A 15,230-nucleotide genomic window follows, 5' to 3' on the forward strand; every position below is an offset into this window, starting at 1 on the left:
GCTGGCTCACTCGGTGTGTAGCGGTACTTCCACCGGCTCCGGTAGACCGAAAAGCGGCCCCAGCGTCTTCCGGCAGTCGGCGAGCGCTTGCTTGGCCTTCTGGCTGTCGCCCGCGAGGCGAATGATGCCGGGAATGTCGCGCGGGTGGCGTAGGAGCGAGCGTAGCACCGCGACGGCGTCTGTCGTACCGTCTTCGCGGACGCCGGCGATGGCGCTTAACGGCACGGCGCGGTCGGCGGGATCGATCACCACACGAAGAACGGCGAAGGGCAGCGCATAATGAGCGGCCACTCCAGCCGCCACCTGCGATTCCATATCCACCGCCGCCGCGCCTGTGTTCGATGCGAGCGCTTCCTTCTCGAACGCCGAGATGATGGGCGTTTCAGAGCCGTAAACCGGCATGGCATAGGCGTGCGGCAGAGCGTTCAGGAGCGATTGCGTCCAGCGCGCGTCCGTCTCGAACGTGCCATCCGCCGTCAACACGGCCGTTGCGACGACGATGTCGCCAGGCTTCAGCGCGGGCAGCAGGCCGCCAGCCGTGCCGAAGCTCAGGAGGCCACGCACACCGGCCCGCGCATGCGTGTGCAGACCATCGAGTAATTTCGGTCGGTTTTGCCCGTAAACAGCGCGTGCGCCGCCGTGCTTCTCGGCGAGACGCGCCTCGAAGTCCATGCCCGTGGCCACGAGGACGGGTTTTTCGGCGAGCATTGTCATGGAGAGTACCTCAGGGCGAAGTCGCCGCGTTACCGGCCTTTTTGCAAAGCCGCTCAGACTCAGACCGGGCTTTGTTGTTCACCCGCGGTAACCAGCGTCCACTTGCCGAACGGACTATCTTCTCAGGATGGGACACATCATTCACGCGCAAGCGCAGAACGCCTTCGGTGCGAGCGAGGCTAGCCGACAGTTTGCGCGAGGGCAAGAAGCCTTGAAGATGAGGTTAAGATCGCGCGCGAATTCGTGCGTTCGCGTTTATCGGATTGCTAGCAACGGCGACGCCGCAAGGTGAGCGATTCTGACGCAAGGTACACGCCCACTTTCAGGCCGAAAATGGTTTTGGGAAAGGGCGGTTTATCCCGATTAGACCCGCAGCAAAGGGCAGCCAAGCCGCGAATGTGGCAGGTATTTGGACAGGCCACGCTACCGTGAAAGCATTCGCCTCTGCGCGCCCTCGGTGGCCGCGCCTCCCACGAAACCAAAGCGATGAAGCCAGCCGCGCCGCTGCCTACATCCCGTGCATCACGGGTGCGCGGTTGCCGCTCGTGAGGTTGCGATAGCGCGCCAACGCCCATAGCGGGAAGTATTTCGAGTAGCCGTGATAGATGAGGTAGAACACGCGCGGGAAGCCGGGCGCATTATGCCGTTCTTCCTTCCAGGTGCCCGCCTCGTTCTGGTTCGCGACGAGCCACGCGATACCGCGCTTGACCGCCGGATTATCAACCTCGCCCGCCGCCATCAGGCCGAGCAGCGCCCACGATGTCTGTGATGCCGTGCTGGGCGACTTCTCATAGCCCTTGTAGTCGAGCTTGTAGCTGGAGCCGTCCTCGCCCCAGCCGCCATCTTCATTCTGGATCGAAACGAGCCACGCCACCGCGCGGCGCATCGCTGCGGAATCATGCGCGAGGCCCGCCGCATTCAGCGCGCACAACGCCGACCACGTGCCGTAAATGTAGTTGCTGCCCCAGCGGCCGAACCACGAGCCGTCTTTCTCCTGCTCGGACAGGATATAGTCGATGCCGCGCTTCATGACCGCGTTGGTGTCGGGCTTCTCGCCGAGCTGCGCGAGCATTGACACGCAGCGCGCGCTGACGTCCACCGTCGGTGGGTCGAGCAGCGCGCCGTGATCCGAGAACGGGATGTTGTTCAGGTAATAGCAGGTGTTGTCCGCGTCGAAGGCGCCCCAGCCGCCGTTCTTGCTTTGAAGGCCGGAAACCCATTCCTTGGCGCGCGCGACGGACTGCTCGAAGTTGGCGTTGCTGCCGGGCAGGTGCGCGGCCCGGTCGAGAGCCAGCGCCACCACGGCGGTGTCATCGACGTCGGGATAATGCGGGTTGGCATACTGGAAGGCCCAGCCGCCGGGGCGCACGTCGGGCTTCTGATCCGCCCAGTCGCCCTTCACATCGAGCACCTGAAGCGGCTTCAGCCATTCGAGCCCGCGATGCGCGGCTTCGCGCTCGGCCTCGCCGCCCGTCTCCAGCAGGGCATGTGCAGCAAGCCCCGTGTCCCACACCGGCGAGACGCACGGCTGGCAGTAGACTTCGTTTTCCGTCTCGAACAGCAGCTTCTCGATGGAATAGCGGGCGATGGCGCGGTCCGGGTCGCTTTCCGGCACGCCGAGCGCCTCGTACATCATCACGCTGTTCGCCATCGCCGGGAAGATCGCGCCGAGGCCGTCCTCGCCGTTGAGCCGCTCCTTCACGAAGGCGACGGCCTTGCCGATAGCGCTCTTGCGCGACCGCTTCGGCAGCATTGGATCGACCACGCGCAGGCAGGCGTCTACGCCCGCGAAGAATGTGTACCACGCGCGGCTCTGGCCTTCGGCGCGAGGGCGCGGCCCAACCTTCTTCGGGTTCGTATGGAACAGCTCGTTTATCGAGACGCCGCGCGGGTTCTTCGCGACCGGCTTCAGCGCGCCGAGCACGAACAGCGGCACCATCACCGTGCGCGCCCAGTAGGACACCTTCGACATGTGGAAGGGGAACCAGCGCGGCAGGTGCATGATCTCGACCGGCATCACAGGCACTGCGCGCCACGTGACCACGCCGAACAGCGCGAGCAGGATGCGTGTGAACACATTCGCCATCTCCGCGCCGCCGCGCGACAGGATCGCCTCGCGGGCGCGGACCATGTGCGGCGCGTCGATGTCGTCGCCGATCATCTTCAGCGCGAAGTAGGCCTTCACGCTGGCGCTCATGTCGAACTCGCCCTTGTGGAACAGCGGCCAGCCGCCATGCTCGCCCTGAATGCGGCGCAGATAGGTGGCGATCTTCGCCTCGCGCTCAAGGTTCGGCTCTTCCCCGAGGTAATGCACAAGGAGCGCGTATTCCGCCGGGATGGTGGCGTCCGCCTCGAACTCGAAGCACCAGTGGCCGTCTTCGCGCTGGTAGGACAGAAGGGCCGACGATGCGGCATTGATGCGTTCTTCGAGGAAGGCGCGATCTGCGAGGCTACCATGGCTGCGATCGAAATGGGCGCGATCAAAATCGAAGCGCTCGGCGCTGCCTTCGGCGAAATTGACGCCGTTGCGGCCGGTCATATCCATCATTACTCTAAACCCTCATCGTCAACAGGGCGGCGCGCTCGCCGGAGCGGATCGCCCCCTCAATGGTCGCGGGAAGGCCGGTCTGCGTCCAATCGCCCGCGAGAAAAAGATTGCGCCACTGCGTTGTCGCATTCGGGCGCACGGCATCCTGAGCGGGGGTAGCGGCGAACGTAGCACGCTTTTCCTTGACGATTTGCCACGGAGGCAGTTCGGGCGGAAGCCCCGTAATTGTAACAACCTCGCGCCAGAGATCGGCGGCGAGTGTTTCGCGTGGACGGTCGACCAGTCGATCCGCGCCGCTGATCGTAATAGACAATCTGTTTTCGAATGCAAAGAGCCATTCGATCGTGCCGCCCACAACGCCCATCAGCGGTGGGAAGCCAGCTGGCGGCGCGATGCGGAAATGCGCGTTCAGGATGGAGCGGACCTCGGTCGGCGCGGAAAGGCCGGGGACGAGCGTCGGCGCGATCCATTGCGGCACAGCGAGGATGACCGTCTCGCCGCCCGCCACCGGAATTTCGCCGTCGCCGAAGTCGAGGCCGGTCACGCTGCCATCCGCGAAGGCGATGCGCTTCAGTCGCCGCCCGAAGGTGACGCTGTGGCCCCGCGCGCGCAGATAGTCGAGCGCCGGATCGATGAACGCCGCGGACAGCCCTTCCGCAACCAGCGGGCGGCAGGCCTCGCCGCCCTTTGCCAGCGTCTCGCGCATGATGGTGCCCGCGAGCTTCGCCGATGCCTCGGCGGGGTCCGTGTTCAGCGCAGCGATCATCAGCGGCAGCCAGAGCCGCTCATAGAGCGTGCCTTTGGGCGCGATAACATCAGTTACAGTTTTGTCTGCGCCAGCCCACATCAGACGCGCCGCGCCGAGATAGTCGAGCGGCTTTGTGCCCGGCACGCGGCGCTTGGCGTCGAACAGCCAGAGCGGCAGGCGGCCGTCATTGATGCTGAGCGTCCAGCGCTCGCCGGTGATGAGATCCGCGAACGGAAATTCGGCCTTCGCCGGGGCGTGCATCTTCGCCGCGCCACCGATCAGCGAGAGATAACGAAAAGCGCAGTCATTGCCGGACAGCAACAGGTGGTTGCCGTTGTCGATCACCTGATCGAGCGTCGCGTCGTAATAGGAGCGGCAGCGGCCGCCCGCGTGGATGCTCGCTTCGTAGACTGCGACGGGGTGGCCCCGCTCGGCGAGGCGAACGGCGGCGGACAGGCCAGCCAGCCCCGCGCCGATGACATGCGTGAGCGGCGCGCCACTGCTCGCGGCAGCAGGCGCTTCGGGCAAACCTTGCGCGGTCCCGCCTTCGTCGCGGGTTTGTGTCGAGTCGGCCTGATCCATGGCTAGACGATGCAGTGGCGCAGGACGATGTAGACGATGCGCGGCTTCGACAACTTGACGCGCGTGCGCGGCGTTTTGAAGCCGCGCTTGATGAGGCCGGAGAGGATGGCCTTGTAGGCTTCCGACATCACGCGCGGCGTACGCACCATGCGACGCGGGTGCGCCTTCATGATCCGGTCGGCTTCGGTGAAGTGCCAGCGCGCGAGCTTGACGATGCGGTTGCACACCTCGCCGAGCGCTGGGTGCGCGAGCACGGTGTCGGGGTCGGTGCTTTCGATGCCCTCGTCGGCCAGGAATTCCCGCGGGAGGTAAAGCCGGTTGATGGCGGCGTCGTCGTCGAGGTCGCGCAGAATGTTGGTGAGTTGCAGTGCGCGGCCGAGATGCTCGGACAGTTCGCGGCCCGCGTGGTCCGGCATGCGGAACACCTTCACCGACAGGCGGCCGACAGCGCTCGCCACGCGATCGCAGTATAGGTCGAGGTCGTTGAAGGTTGGTGCCTGCACGGGGCCGTGCACGTCGGTTTCCATGCCATCGATCACGGCGCGGAAATCCTCGCGCTCAAGTCCGAAGTCGCGCACGGCGACGGCGAGGCCGGAAAGCCCGCGTACGCTTTCGCCGCGATACACGGCGTCGATGTCGCGCCGCCACAGATCGAGCTTGCGAAGTCGGCCCTCCGCGTCTCCCTCGATGTCGTCGGCGATGTCGTCCACCGCGCGACAGAAGGAGTAGATCTCGAACATCGCCTCGCGCTGGCCGGGCGGCATGATGCGCATCGCGGCATAGAACGAGCTGCCGAGCGCGCGCTTCGACGCCTCATCCTCGGGATGCTGGAGGTCGTCCAGAACTTCGGTCGCGGTCATTTGCCACCCCGCAACGCAGGCTGAGCGTTGCCCGGCGCGAACAGCCGCCGCCCGAGTTCGAGGCTCGCCGCGGCGATCAGATTCGACGCGGACGCGGTTTTCGACAGATGTACGCGCTCGCTCAAGGGGTCGCGCTCCTTCAAGAGATGCACGATCTTGCGGGCGAGCCGCTCGATACCGGCGACTTCGAGGCTGAGCCGTGTATCGCGGACGCCGTGCGAAAGCTGCGCCGAGCCGAGGAGCGCTTCGGTCTTCGCGGCAAGATGGTGGATCACGTCGAGCAGCGCGGGCGAGGCTTTCCGCGCGGCGAGCGCTTCCACCGGGATGCCGCGCCCCTCAAGCTGATCGAGCGGGATATAGACGCGGTCAAGGCGGCGGTAATCCGCGCCGCAATCCTGAAGGTGGTTGTTGATCTGAAGCGCGGCGCAAAGTGCGTCATTCGCGGGCCACGTGTCGCGGCTTTCACCGTGGACGTCGAGCACGAAGCGCCCGACCGGCATGGCGGAGTAGCGGCAATAATCGATGAGGTCGTCCCAGTCGGTATAGCGAGTCTGGCGCGCGTCGCGGCGGAACGCGATCAGCAAGTCTTGTGCGTGCTGCGGCGATAACCCGCGCTCGGCGAGGGCAGCCCGCAGCGGCACGGCATGCGCAATTGCGTCGGTCTGGCCCAGCAGCGTCGCCTCGAACGCGTCGAGCGTGAAGACCTTCTCGTCTTCGGAAAGGTTTGGATCGTCGGCGACGTCGTCGGCGGCGCGCGCAAAGCGGTAGAACGCCATGATCGGCGCTCGATGCCGCTTCGATACGAGAAACGACGCGACCGGGAAATTCTCGTCCCGATGCGTCTTCTCGCCTGCTTCCCAGACCGGACCCGCCGTCATGATGCCTCCGCGCGCTGCGCCTGAACGCGCCCCTTCCAAAGGCCGCCCTTGCCGCGCCATTGCTGGAGCGCGGAGTCGACCGTGAACGTCATGTAGAGAACCGCGATGGCGGGCAGCGCTGCCGACCACAACGGCGAAAGCCTGTAGAAGCGGACAATCGGCCAGAAAGCCGCCACCATCAAGACAAAGCTTATCGCGCCCACGGCTTGCGCAAGACCAGTGCCGAAAACCGCGAGCCAGAGCGGAATAAGATAGGTTAACGTCATTCCGATGACGGTGCCCGCGAGCAACAGCGGCGAATAGTTGAGCTGATCGTAGGCCGAGCGCGCCACCATCTTGCGGATGTCTTCAAAATGAGCATAGGGCCGCAGGCTGTGGACGCTGTTCGTGAGCCCGAGCCAGATCGGCCCCTTGCGTTTCATGGCGCGGCCAAGCGCGCAGTCGTCGATCAGCGCCGAGCGGATGGCGCGGATGCCGCCCGCCGCTTCGAGCACGTCGCGCCGCGCGAGCATGCAGCCGCCAGCGGCCGCCGCCATGGGGTGATCGCGGCGGTTCACCCACGCAAACGGGTAGAGCATCTGGAAGAAGAAGACGAAGGCCGGGATCAGCATACGCTCGGCGAAGCTCTCGCAACGGAGCTTGACCATCAGCGAGTTGAGGACGAGGCCGCGCCCTTCCGAACGGGCCACGAGGCGACGAACGACGCCCTGATCGTAGGCGATGTCGGCGTCGGTTAGGAGCAGATAGCTCGAGGGCAGCGGCCGCGATGAAGCTTCCGCGACGCCCTGGTTGACGGCCCAGAGCTTCCCCGTCCAGCCGCGCGGAAGGGGCTGGCCCGAGATGATGGTGAGGCGGTCGCTTGCGCCGAGCGCTTCGGCGGCCTTGCGCGCGACTTTCGATGTGCCATCGTCGCTCTGATCGTCAACGAGAACCACGTCCAGCCGTGCTGGATAATCCTGCGCCAGCAGCGACGAAATGCATCGGTCGATGACGTCGGCCTCGTTTCGCGCCGGAATGACGGCCGTCACCGAAGGCCACGTCGCGGGCGCGAATGCGCGCTCTTTCTCTTCCTGAACTTTCGCTCGCCAGAATCCCCCGCGAGCGGCCAACAGAAAAACCCACGCCGCAAGCGCGACGCTACCCAAAGTCAACTCGACCGTCATGCCCAGACTCTTGTTTTATCGATGCCAGCTGCGGTGCCCCACTGCAACCAGCATCCGCCCTAAGTACCTATCGCTTCGAATAGAAGAGAAAGGAGCTTGGAGTCTATTGTTTTTGTTCGTCTTCTCGGCAGGACAAGTCCCCGGTCCACCGGTTGGGCCTTTAGACCCGTTTTCATTCTGCGCGCCGGAAATGCTGTAATTCTTTATTCGCGCACGGAAATTATACGTATACCCGCCGCTTGTGCACGCGCCGCCGCTAGTTCGCGTCCATCTTGAGCGCGGCGATGAAGGCCTCTTGCGGGATTTCGACGCGACCGAATTGCCGCATCTTCTTCTTGCCCTCTTTCTGCTTGTCGAGCAGCTTGCGCTTGCGGCTGACGTCGCCGCCATAGCATTTCGCGGTCACGTCTTTCCGGAGCGCGGACAGCGTTTCGCGCGCGATGATCTTCCCGCCGATGGCTGCCTGGATCGGGATCTGGAACAAGTGGCGGGGGATTAACTCCTTCAGCTTCTCGCACATCATGCGCCCGCGCGTCTCGGCGCGCCCGCGATTCACGATGATCGAAAGCGCGTCGACCGGCTCGGCGTTGACAAGGATGGTCATTTTCACGAGGTCGCCCTCGCGGTACTCGATGAGCTGGTAATCGAAGCTGGCATAGCCGCGCGAAACGGACTTCAGCCGGTCGTAGAAGTCGAACACCACCTCGTTCAGCGGCAGTTCGTAGACCACCATGGCGCGATTGCCGGCATAGGACAGATCGATCTGCCGTCCGCGCCGATCCTCGCACAGCTTGAGCACCGCGCCGAGATAGTCGTCGGGAACGAGGATCGTGGCCTTGATCCACGGCTCTTCGATGTGGTCGATCTTCACGATGTCCGGCATGTCGGCCGGATTGTGCATCTCTTCCATCTGCCCGTCGGTCATATAGAGGCGATAGATCACCGAGGGGGCGGTGGTGATGAGATCGATATTGAATTCGCGTTCGAGGCGCTCGCGGACGATTTCGAGGTGGAGCAGGCCGAGGAAGCCGCAGCGGAAGCCGAAGCCGAGCGCCGCGCTCGTCTCCATCTCATACTGGAAACTTGCGTCGTTAAGGCGCAGCTTCCCCATCGCGTCGCGCAAATCCTCGAACTGCGAGGCGTCCACCGGAAACAGGCCGCAGAACACGACCGGCTGCACCGGCTTGAAGCCCGGAAGGGCCTTCGCCGTGGGCCGCTTTTCTTCCGTGATCGTATCGCCGACGCGCGTATCCGCCACTTCCTTGATCGCGCCGGTAAAAAAGCCGACTTCGCCGGGGCGGAGCGCATCAAGCATCTCCTGCTTCGGACGGAAAATGCCGACGCGATCCACCGGGTAGACGCCGCCGGTCTCCATCAACTTGATGCGCATGCCCTTCTTCAGCACGCCGTCGATCATGCGGACGAGCACCACCACCCCGAGATAGGGGTCGTACCAGCTGTCGATCAGCATTGCCTTGAGCGGTGCCTTGACGTCGCCCTCGCGCGGAGGGGGCAGGCGGTGCACGATGGCTTCAAGCACCGCTTCAATGTTGAGGCCGGTCTTGGCCGAAATCTCCACCGCGTTGGATGCGTCGAGGCCGATCACGTCTTCGATCTGCTGCTTCACGCGGTCCGGCTCTGCGGCGGGCAGGTCGATCTTGTTCAGGACGGGGATGATTTCGTGATTGTTGTCAAGCGCTTGATAGACATTCGCCAGCGTCTGCGCTTCCACGCCCTGGCTTGCGTCGACGACGAGGAGCGAGCCTTCGCACGCGGCGAGGCTGCGGCTCACCTCATAGGCGAAGTCGACGTGCCCCGGCGTGTCCATCAGATTGAGCTGATAAAGCTCGCCGTCCTTGGCCTTATAGTCGAGCCGAACGGTCTGCGCCTTGATGGTGATGCCGCGCTCCTTCTCGATATCCATGTTATCGAGAACCTGCGCCTGACCCGCCATTTCGCGGTCCGTCATGCCGCCGCAATACTGAATGAGGCGGTCAGCGAGCGTGGATTTGCCGTGATCGATATGCGCCACGATCGAAAAATTGCGGATGCGCGAAAGTGGCGTCACAGTTTTGGGCGCTCCTTTGGCGGCCTCCGCCGTTGGCGCGGCTGTGGCGGCAACGGTAGTCGAAGGCTCGGTGTTCATCGGCTCGGGCGATTTCGGCTCGGTCATAGCGCCTTACATAATGGAAAAGACAAAAAGCTGAAAGGGCGGCGGCGAAGGTTCGAGGTCTCACAGCAGGTGCTGTATGGTCGCGCGGAATGAGCGTCAGCGCATTTGACCAATCATAAGCGCTCTAAGCCATGTTGGCGCATGATTCTATCGCAAAAACCGCCATGCCATTGCGGAGCCTGGCCGCTCAACGGCATCGCTTTGCGGGAAGTTGTCGTAGAGGCCCCGCCAACGTCGCGCCGCCGTTGCGGTGGCCTTAGGTCGCCGACGCTTATTTTTCCCACCGACCTTCCAATCAAATGCGCATCGTAATCTGATCGGTAAACGGTCTCTGGTCCCGGATCGCTGAGCGACCACCGAAGCCGGTCACGCCAAAAAACCGCCCTGCACCCTCCATCTTTCCGCTAAGTCGGTTATGCGGCGGCAGTCGCGCTCGCGACGCATTCAGCGATGGCGTTCAGGGCAGCTTCGGCGTTAGCTCCGCTCGGACCACCGGCTTGCGCCAGATCCGGCCTACCGCCGCCGCCTTGTCCGCCGACCGCCGCCGCGCCGGCTTTGACGAGATCGACTGCGCTATAGTGTTTCGTAAGATCGTCTGTTACGCCGACCACAATGCCCGCCTTGCCGTCGTCCGTGACACCGACGATGGCGACGATCCCAGACCCGATCTGGCGTTTGCCGTCATCCACCAGGCTGCGCAGATCCTTCGGCTGGATGCCCTGAACCGTGCGCGCGAACATGGTCACGTCGCCAATCTTGCGCACCGGATTTTCAGCTCCGGCCCGATCGCTGCCTGTGCCGAGCGCGATCTTCTTCTTTGCATCGGCCAATTCGCGTTCGAGCTTCTTGCGCTCCTCGATCAGATTCTGCAGACGCGCCGGGACTTCCGATGGTGCTACGCGGAGGAGTTCGGCGGCTTGCCGGAGCGCCGCTTCCTGATGCGAAAGATGCAGGCGTGCAGCATTTGCGGTCAGCGCCTCGATGCGTCGAACACCGGCCGCGACCGCGCTCTCCTGCACGACCTTGACGAGGCCGATTTCGCCCGTCGCCCGCACATGCGTGCCGCCGCACAACTCTACCGAGAAGGCGCGGCTTCCGCGTTCGTCGTGGTTGGCCTCGCCCATCGACACGACGCGCACTTCCTCTCCGTACTTCTCGCCGAAGAGCGCCATGGCGCCCGCGGCGACGGCATCATCCACCGCCATAAGCCGGGTTACCACAGGGCTATCGCGCAGCACGACGGCATTGGCCAATTCTTCAACGGCTGCGAGTTCCTCCTTCGAAAGCGGCTTCGGGTGCGAGAAGTCAAAGCGCAGCTTGTCCGGATCGACGAGTGAGCCTTTTTGTGTGACATGCGTCCCGAGAGTCTCGCGCAGCGCCTCGTGAAGCAGGTGGGTCGCAGAGTGGTTCGCGCGGATCGCGGTACGGCGCGCATGATCGACCTGCATTTCGACGGCATCGCCGACCTTGAGCGGCCCCTTTTTGACCGTGCCGACATGGGCGAAGAGCTTCCCGAGCTTCTTCTGTGTCTCGGAAACGTCGAAGTGGGCGCTTTTCGGCGCGATAATAACACCCCTGTCGCCGACCTGGCCGCCAGATTCGCCATAAAAGGGGGTCTGATTGAGAATAAGGATGCCTTCTTCGCCAGTTTTCAATTGTTTGACCGGCTTTCCATCCTTCACGATCGCGACAATCTGGCCTTCTGCGGCTTCGGTTTCATAACCCAGAAACTCCGTCGCTCCGGCCTGATCCAGCACATCGAACCAGACCTTGTCCGTCGCCGCCTCTCCGGAACCCGCCCACGCCTTGCGCGCTTCGGCCTTTTGTTGCGCCATCGCGGCGTTGAACTGCTTGATATCGACACTGATGCTGCGGGCTTTCAGCGCGTCCTGCGTCAGATCAAGCGGAAACCCGTAAGTGTCGTACAACTTGAACGCGATCTCGCCGGAAAAGGTGTCGCCCGCGCCCAGCGAAAACGAGGCTTCATCGAGAAGGCTCAGGCCGCGAGCAAGCGTTCTGCGGAAGCGCACTTCCTCGATCTTGAGCGTTTCGCCGATCAGCGCCTGCCCGCGCACAAGTTCCGGATAAGCCTGCCCCATCTCCCGAACCAGAACGGGAAGCAGACGGTAGAGCAACGGTTCTTCAGCGCCCAGCAGATGGGAATGGCGCATTGCGCGTCGCATGATGCGACGGAGAACGTAGCCGCGCCCCTCATTCGAGGGGAGAACGCCGTCCGCGACAAGAAAGGCCGAAGCGCGAAGATGGTCGGCGATGACGCGATGGCTCGGAAGCGCGGCGCCTTCGGCCGGAACTCCGGTGGCATCGACCGAAGCGCGGATTAGCGCCTGAAAGAGGTCGGTATCGTAATTATTGTGAACGCCTTGCAGCACCGCGGCAACCCGCTCAAGTCCCATCCCGGTATCGATCGAGGGCCGCGGCAGATCGAGCCGCTCTGTCTTCGAAACCTGCTCGTATTGCATGAAAACGAGGTTCCAGATTTCGATGAAACGGTCGCCATCTGCGTCCTCGCTTCCGGGAGGGCCGCCTGGAACCTTCGGACCATGGTCGAAGAAAATTTCAGAGCAAGGACCACAGGGACCTGTTTCCCCCATCGACCAGAAATTATCCGAAGTTGGAATACGGATGATGCGGTCGTCGGGCAGCCCGGCGATCTTCTTCCAAAGGGCATGCGCGTCATCGTCCTCGGAGAAGACCGTTACGAGAAGCCGCTTCTTGTCGAGGCTGTATTCCTTGGTGACGAGCGTCCACGCCAACTCGATGGCGCGCTCCTTGAAATAGTCGCCAAACGAGAAATTGCCGAGCATCTCAAAAAAGGTATGGTGCCGCGCAGTATAGCCTACATTGTCGAGGTCATTGTGCTTGCCGCCGGCGCGCACGCATTTCTGCGCGGTAACGGCGCGCTTGTAAGGCAACGTCTCCATGCCTGTGAAGACGTTCTTGAACTGCACCATGCCCGCGTTCGTGAACATCAGCGTTGGATCGTTCCGAGGCACGAGCGGACTCGAGGGAACGTGCTCGTGCCCATTCTTGCGAAAGAAATCGATGAAGGTTCCGCGGATCTCGTTGAGGGTGCTCATAACCAAATTCGTTTCCAGTGGACAGCGCGGCATTACCGGGTGCCAACCCGCCCAAGAGGTAAAGCATATCGGCACTCGACAGCGATACCGCAATTTCCCGTTATAGGGCAAGCCGCCCACAGCGATCCTGCCACATCAGACCGATTTGACACACCGCCCGCAGCCTAACGGCTGGCTCCCTTCCGGCTCGGGGGCGGTGCCTCAGCCTCGCTTGGATTCTCACCGTCGCCGCTATCGTCGTCGCCATCCGTGCCGTCGAGGATTTTTGTCGCGATCAGTCCGGCATTGGCTCGGATTTCACGTTCTATTGCTTCAGCCACCAGAGGGTTGCCGCGCAAAAAGGCCTTTGCATTTTCTCGACCTTGTCCAATCCGTTGGCTGTCATGGGAATACCAGGAGCCGGACTTCTCCACGATATTCGCCTTCACACCGAGGTCAACCAGTTCCCCTGTCTTCGAAATGCCTTCGCCATACATGATGTCGAACTCGACCTGCTTGAATGGAGGGGCCACCTTGTTCTTCACAACCTTGACGCGCGTTTGATTGCCGACAACCTCGTCCCGCTCCTTGATCTGTCCGATGCGCCGGATATCGAGGCGCACGGAGGAGTAGAATTTGAGAGCGTTGCCGCCCGTGGTGGTTTCTGGATTTCCGAACATCACGCCGATCTTCATGCGAATCTGATTGATGAAGATAACGAGGCAATTCGATTTCGAGATCGATCCAGTTAACTTGCGAAGCGCCTGACTCATGAGGCGAGCTTGCATGCCCGGCAGTACATCGCCCATTTCGCCTTCAATTTCGGCCTTTGGTGTCAATGCGGCAACCGAATCCACCACGATCACGTCGATTGCGCCGGAGCGCACCAGCGTATCGGTGATTTCGAGGGCCTGTTCGCCCGCGTCGGGCTGCGAGATGATCAAGTCTTCAAGATTGACGCCCAGCTTTCGCGCATAGCCGGGATCGAGCGCGTGCTCGGCGTCCACAAACCCGCAGGAGCCACCTTTTTTCTGGGCTTCCGCAATGACGTGAAGCGCGAGCGTCGTCTTGCCGGACGATTCCGGTCCGAAAATCTCGACGACACGGCCACGTGGTAACCCGCCTATCCCGAGCGCGATATCGAGGCCCAGCGATCCAGTGGAAATTGCTTCCACCTCGACGAGCTTGTCGTTCTTGCCCAGTCGCATGACGGATCCCTTACCGAAATTCCGCTCAATCTGACTCAAGGCGGCTTCGAGGGCTTTCTGCTTGTCCATGCTGTCCCAATTCCCTTCGATCACGCGGAACGGCGTCTCGCTCATGAATCGTTATCCTTGTTTATTCCATAGCGGCCATGGACTTGCAAACGACACCGAATGTACCTCGTTTGTTCTTGTGCGCAAGTGCGGAACGTTACACTTCCCATACCAATCCACAGGATATAGAGATTTCGACTCAGCGGGAGGTGCGCTATGAACGCGCTTAGCCCGTCACCTGAGCCATTTCAACCTCACGGGCTTGTGGGCCTTTGGGATATGCTGGAAATATACGGAGCGAAGTTTGTTTCGGCCATCCAGGCGCTTGTGACCATCGAAGCTTTTTTGTTAAGCGCTGATGAAAAACTAATGAGCGCTCTGGTTGATGATGAGTCATGGTCGGAAAATATTTCCGTTTTAATTGTGTCTTGTGTGGCCGTTGGCGCGAAGTACACAGCCAAAGCCGCTTTCCGGCTTCAACAATCAATTGAAGATAAAAAATGCACGTATTTGGATGCATCCAGAGAATTAAGAAATATTAGAGATAGACTAAGAGACGAATTGCAGGATGCAAAGCTCTTTGGAATCCATAGCGACGCGGCAAAATACTACGATTATGCTGCGCCAGAATTGATACAGAACGCTTTCCCAAGATCATGCTACGATCTTGAGGAAGCATCAAAATGCATAGCATTTGATCGATCCACTGCGGCTGTCCTGCATTTAATGCGTGGGTTAGAGCAGCCATTGGAAACAATGGCTAAATCAATCGGCGTCAATCCTAAGGAAAATTGGAATTCAATTTTAAATGATATCGAAAACGCAGTAAGAGGAAAGGATAGAGAAGGAAATAGAACCAAATACTGGGAAGGTAGAAAGGAAGAGCACTCTTTTTTTGCTGAGGCCTGCACTCACTTTTTTCATATAAAGAATGCTTGGAGAAATTATGCTAGCCACGCGGTTAAGGAAAAATATACGCTAGATGAGGCAAAGAAAATTTATTTGCACGTCACTTCATTTTGCGAACATCTTAGCAGTCGCCTTCGGTATGAGGATGTGGCGTAACGGCCTTTTCAAAAGCCTTGTCAAAAGCTTCTGTACTCTCGTCCGCCTCTACCTCGCGCGCCATATCCACGAAGCGCTTGTGGCGCTCCGCGTCGGTGAGTTTCGGCTTAGGCTCCCCCTTCTTCTTCGGCGGAGCCTTTTCGCTTTCTGGCTTTGCCATAGGGCC

General features: G+C 61.5%; 11 protein-coding genes. 1 reads left to right on the forward strand and 10 read right to left on the reverse strand.

Annotation, left to right across the window (positions count from 1 at the left end; genetic code table 11):
- Nucleotides 1-6 precede the first annotated feature (6 nt).
- From T281_RS01115 to recA, 9 genes are all read right to left on the reverse strand, one after another.
- The gene (locus T281_RS01115) at nt 7-714 is read right to left on the reverse strand and encodes a phosphorylase (protein WP_081796513.1); all 708 of its coding nucleotides are present in this window, start codon (nt 712-714) and stop codon (nt 7-9) included.
- A 508-nt stretch (nt 715-1,222) separates the two neighbouring features.
- Nucleotides 1,223-3,262: a squalene--hopene cyclase gene (gene shc / locus T281_RS01120; RefSeq protein WP_037232799.1), complete on the reverse strand. Its 2,040-nt coding sequence runs from the start codon at nt 3,260-3,262 to the stop codon at nt 1,223-1,225.
- Nucleotides 3,263-3,266: 4 nt separating this feature from the next.
- Nucleotides 3,267-4,592, reverse strand: coding sequence for a hydroxysqualene dehydroxylase HpnE (hpnE, locus tag T281_RS01125; protein ID WP_081796514.1), 1,326 nt, complete (start codon nt 4,590-4,592; stop codon nt 3,267-3,269).
- Between the two features lie 2 nt (nt 4,593-4,594).
- Nucleotides 4,595-5,452, reverse strand: a complete 858-nt coding sequence (gene hpnD / locus T281_RS01130; RefSeq protein ID WP_037232800.1) for a presqualene diphosphate synthase HpnD — start codon at nt 5,450-5,452, stop codon at nt 4,595-4,597.
- Nucleotides 5,449-6,330, reverse strand: coding sequence for a squalene synthase HpnC (gene hpnC / locus T281_RS01135; RefSeq protein WP_037232803.1), 882 nt, complete (start codon nt 6,328-6,330; stop codon nt 5,449-5,451). The genes hpnD and hpnC overlap by 4 nt, the downstream gene beginning before the upstream one ends.
- A complete protein-coding gene (locus T281_RS01140) occupies nt 6,327-7,493 on the reverse strand; it encodes a glycosyltransferase (RefSeq protein WP_037232804.1) in 1,167 nt (388 codons plus the stop codon). Before T281_RS01140 ends, hpnC begins: the two co-directional genes overlap by 4 nt.
- 256 nt (nt 7,494-7,749) lie before the next feature.
- Nucleotides 7,750-9,561: a translation elongation factor 4 gene (lepA, locus tag T281_RS01145; protein ID WP_037232865.1), complete on the reverse strand. Its 1,812-nt coding sequence runs from the start codon at nt 9,559-9,561 to the stop codon at nt 7,750-7,752.
- A gap of 518 nt (nt 9,562-10,079) precedes the next feature.
- Nucleotides 10,080-12,764, reverse strand: a complete 2,685-nt coding sequence (gene alaS, locus T281_RS01150) for an alanine--tRNA ligase (RefSeq protein WP_037232805.1) — start codon at nt 12,762-12,764, stop codon at nt 10,080-10,082.
- A gap of 164 nt (nt 12,765-12,928) precedes the next feature.
- Nucleotides 12,929-14,065 carry a recombinase RecA gene (recA, locus tag T281_RS01155; protein ID WP_037232806.1) on the reverse strand — a complete coding sequence of 379 codons (1,137 nt, stop codon included), beginning with the start codon at nt 14,063-14,065 and terminating at the stop codon, nt 12,929-12,931.
- A gap of 150 nt (nt 14,066-14,215) precedes the next feature.
- Between recA and T281_RS18585 the strand changes: the two genes are divergently transcribed.
- Nucleotides 14,216-15,064, forward strand: a complete 849-nt coding sequence (locus tag T281_RS18585) for a hypothetical protein (RefSeq protein WP_155954970.1) — start codon at nt 14,216-14,218, stop codon at nt 15,062-15,064.
- Here the strand turns inward: T281_RS18585 and T281_RS01160 are convergent.
- Entirely contained in the window at nt 15,030-15,224 is a 195-nt protein-coding gene (locus tag T281_RS01160) for a hypothetical protein (RefSeq protein ID WP_037232807.1), read from the reverse strand. The genes T281_RS18585 and T281_RS01160 overlap by 35 nt on opposite strands.
- Nucleotides 15,225-15,230: the final 6 nt, after the last annotated feature.

Source organism: Rhodomicrobium udaipurense JA643 (assembly GCF_000636015.1).
Classification (GTDB): Bacteria; Pseudomonadota; Alphaproteobacteria; order Rhizobiales; family Rhodomicrobiaceae; genus Rhodomicrobium; species Rhodomicrobium udaipurense.

Excerpts from the sequence above, each read along its gene's own strand:
- T281_RS01115 (WP_081796513.1), bottom strand. The coding sequence starts at position 714 with ATGACAATGCTCGCCGAAAAACCCGTCCTCGTGGCCACGGGCATGGAC.
- shc (WP_037232799.1), bottom strand. The coding sequence starts at position 3,262 with ATGATGGATATGACCGGCCGCAACGGCGTCAATTTCGCCGAAGGCAGC.
- hpnE (WP_081796514.1), bottom strand. The coding sequence starts at position 4,592 with ATGGATCAGGCCGACTCGACACAAACCCGCGACGAAGGCGGGACCGCG.
- hpnD (WP_037232800.1), bottom strand. The coding sequence starts at position 5,452 with ATGACCGCGACCGAAGTTCTGGACGACCTCCAGCATCCCGAGGATGAG.
- hpnC (WP_037232803.1), bottom strand. The coding sequence starts at position 6,330 with ATGACGGCGGGTCCGGTCTGGGAAGCAGGCGAGAAGACGCATCGGGAC.
- T281_RS01140 (WP_037232804.1), bottom strand. The coding sequence starts at position 7,493 with ATGACGGTCGAGTTGACTTTGGGTAGCGTCGCGCTTGCGGCGTGGGTT.
- alaS (WP_037232805.1), bottom strand. The coding sequence starts at position 12,764 with ATGAGCACCCTCAACGAGATCCGCGGAACCTTCATCGATTTCTTTCGC.
- recA (WP_037232806.1), bottom strand. The coding sequence starts at position 14,065 with ATGAGCGAGACGCCGTTCCGCGTGATCGAAGGGAATTGGGACAGCATG.
- T281_RS18585 (WP_155954970.1), top strand. The coding sequence starts at position 14,216 with ATGAACGCGCTTAGCCCGTCACCTGAGCCATTTCAACCTCACGGGCTT.
- T281_RS01160 (WP_037232807.1), bottom strand. The coding sequence starts at position 15,224 with ATGGCAAAGCCAGAAAGCGAAAAGGCTCCGCCGAAGAAGAAGGGGGAG.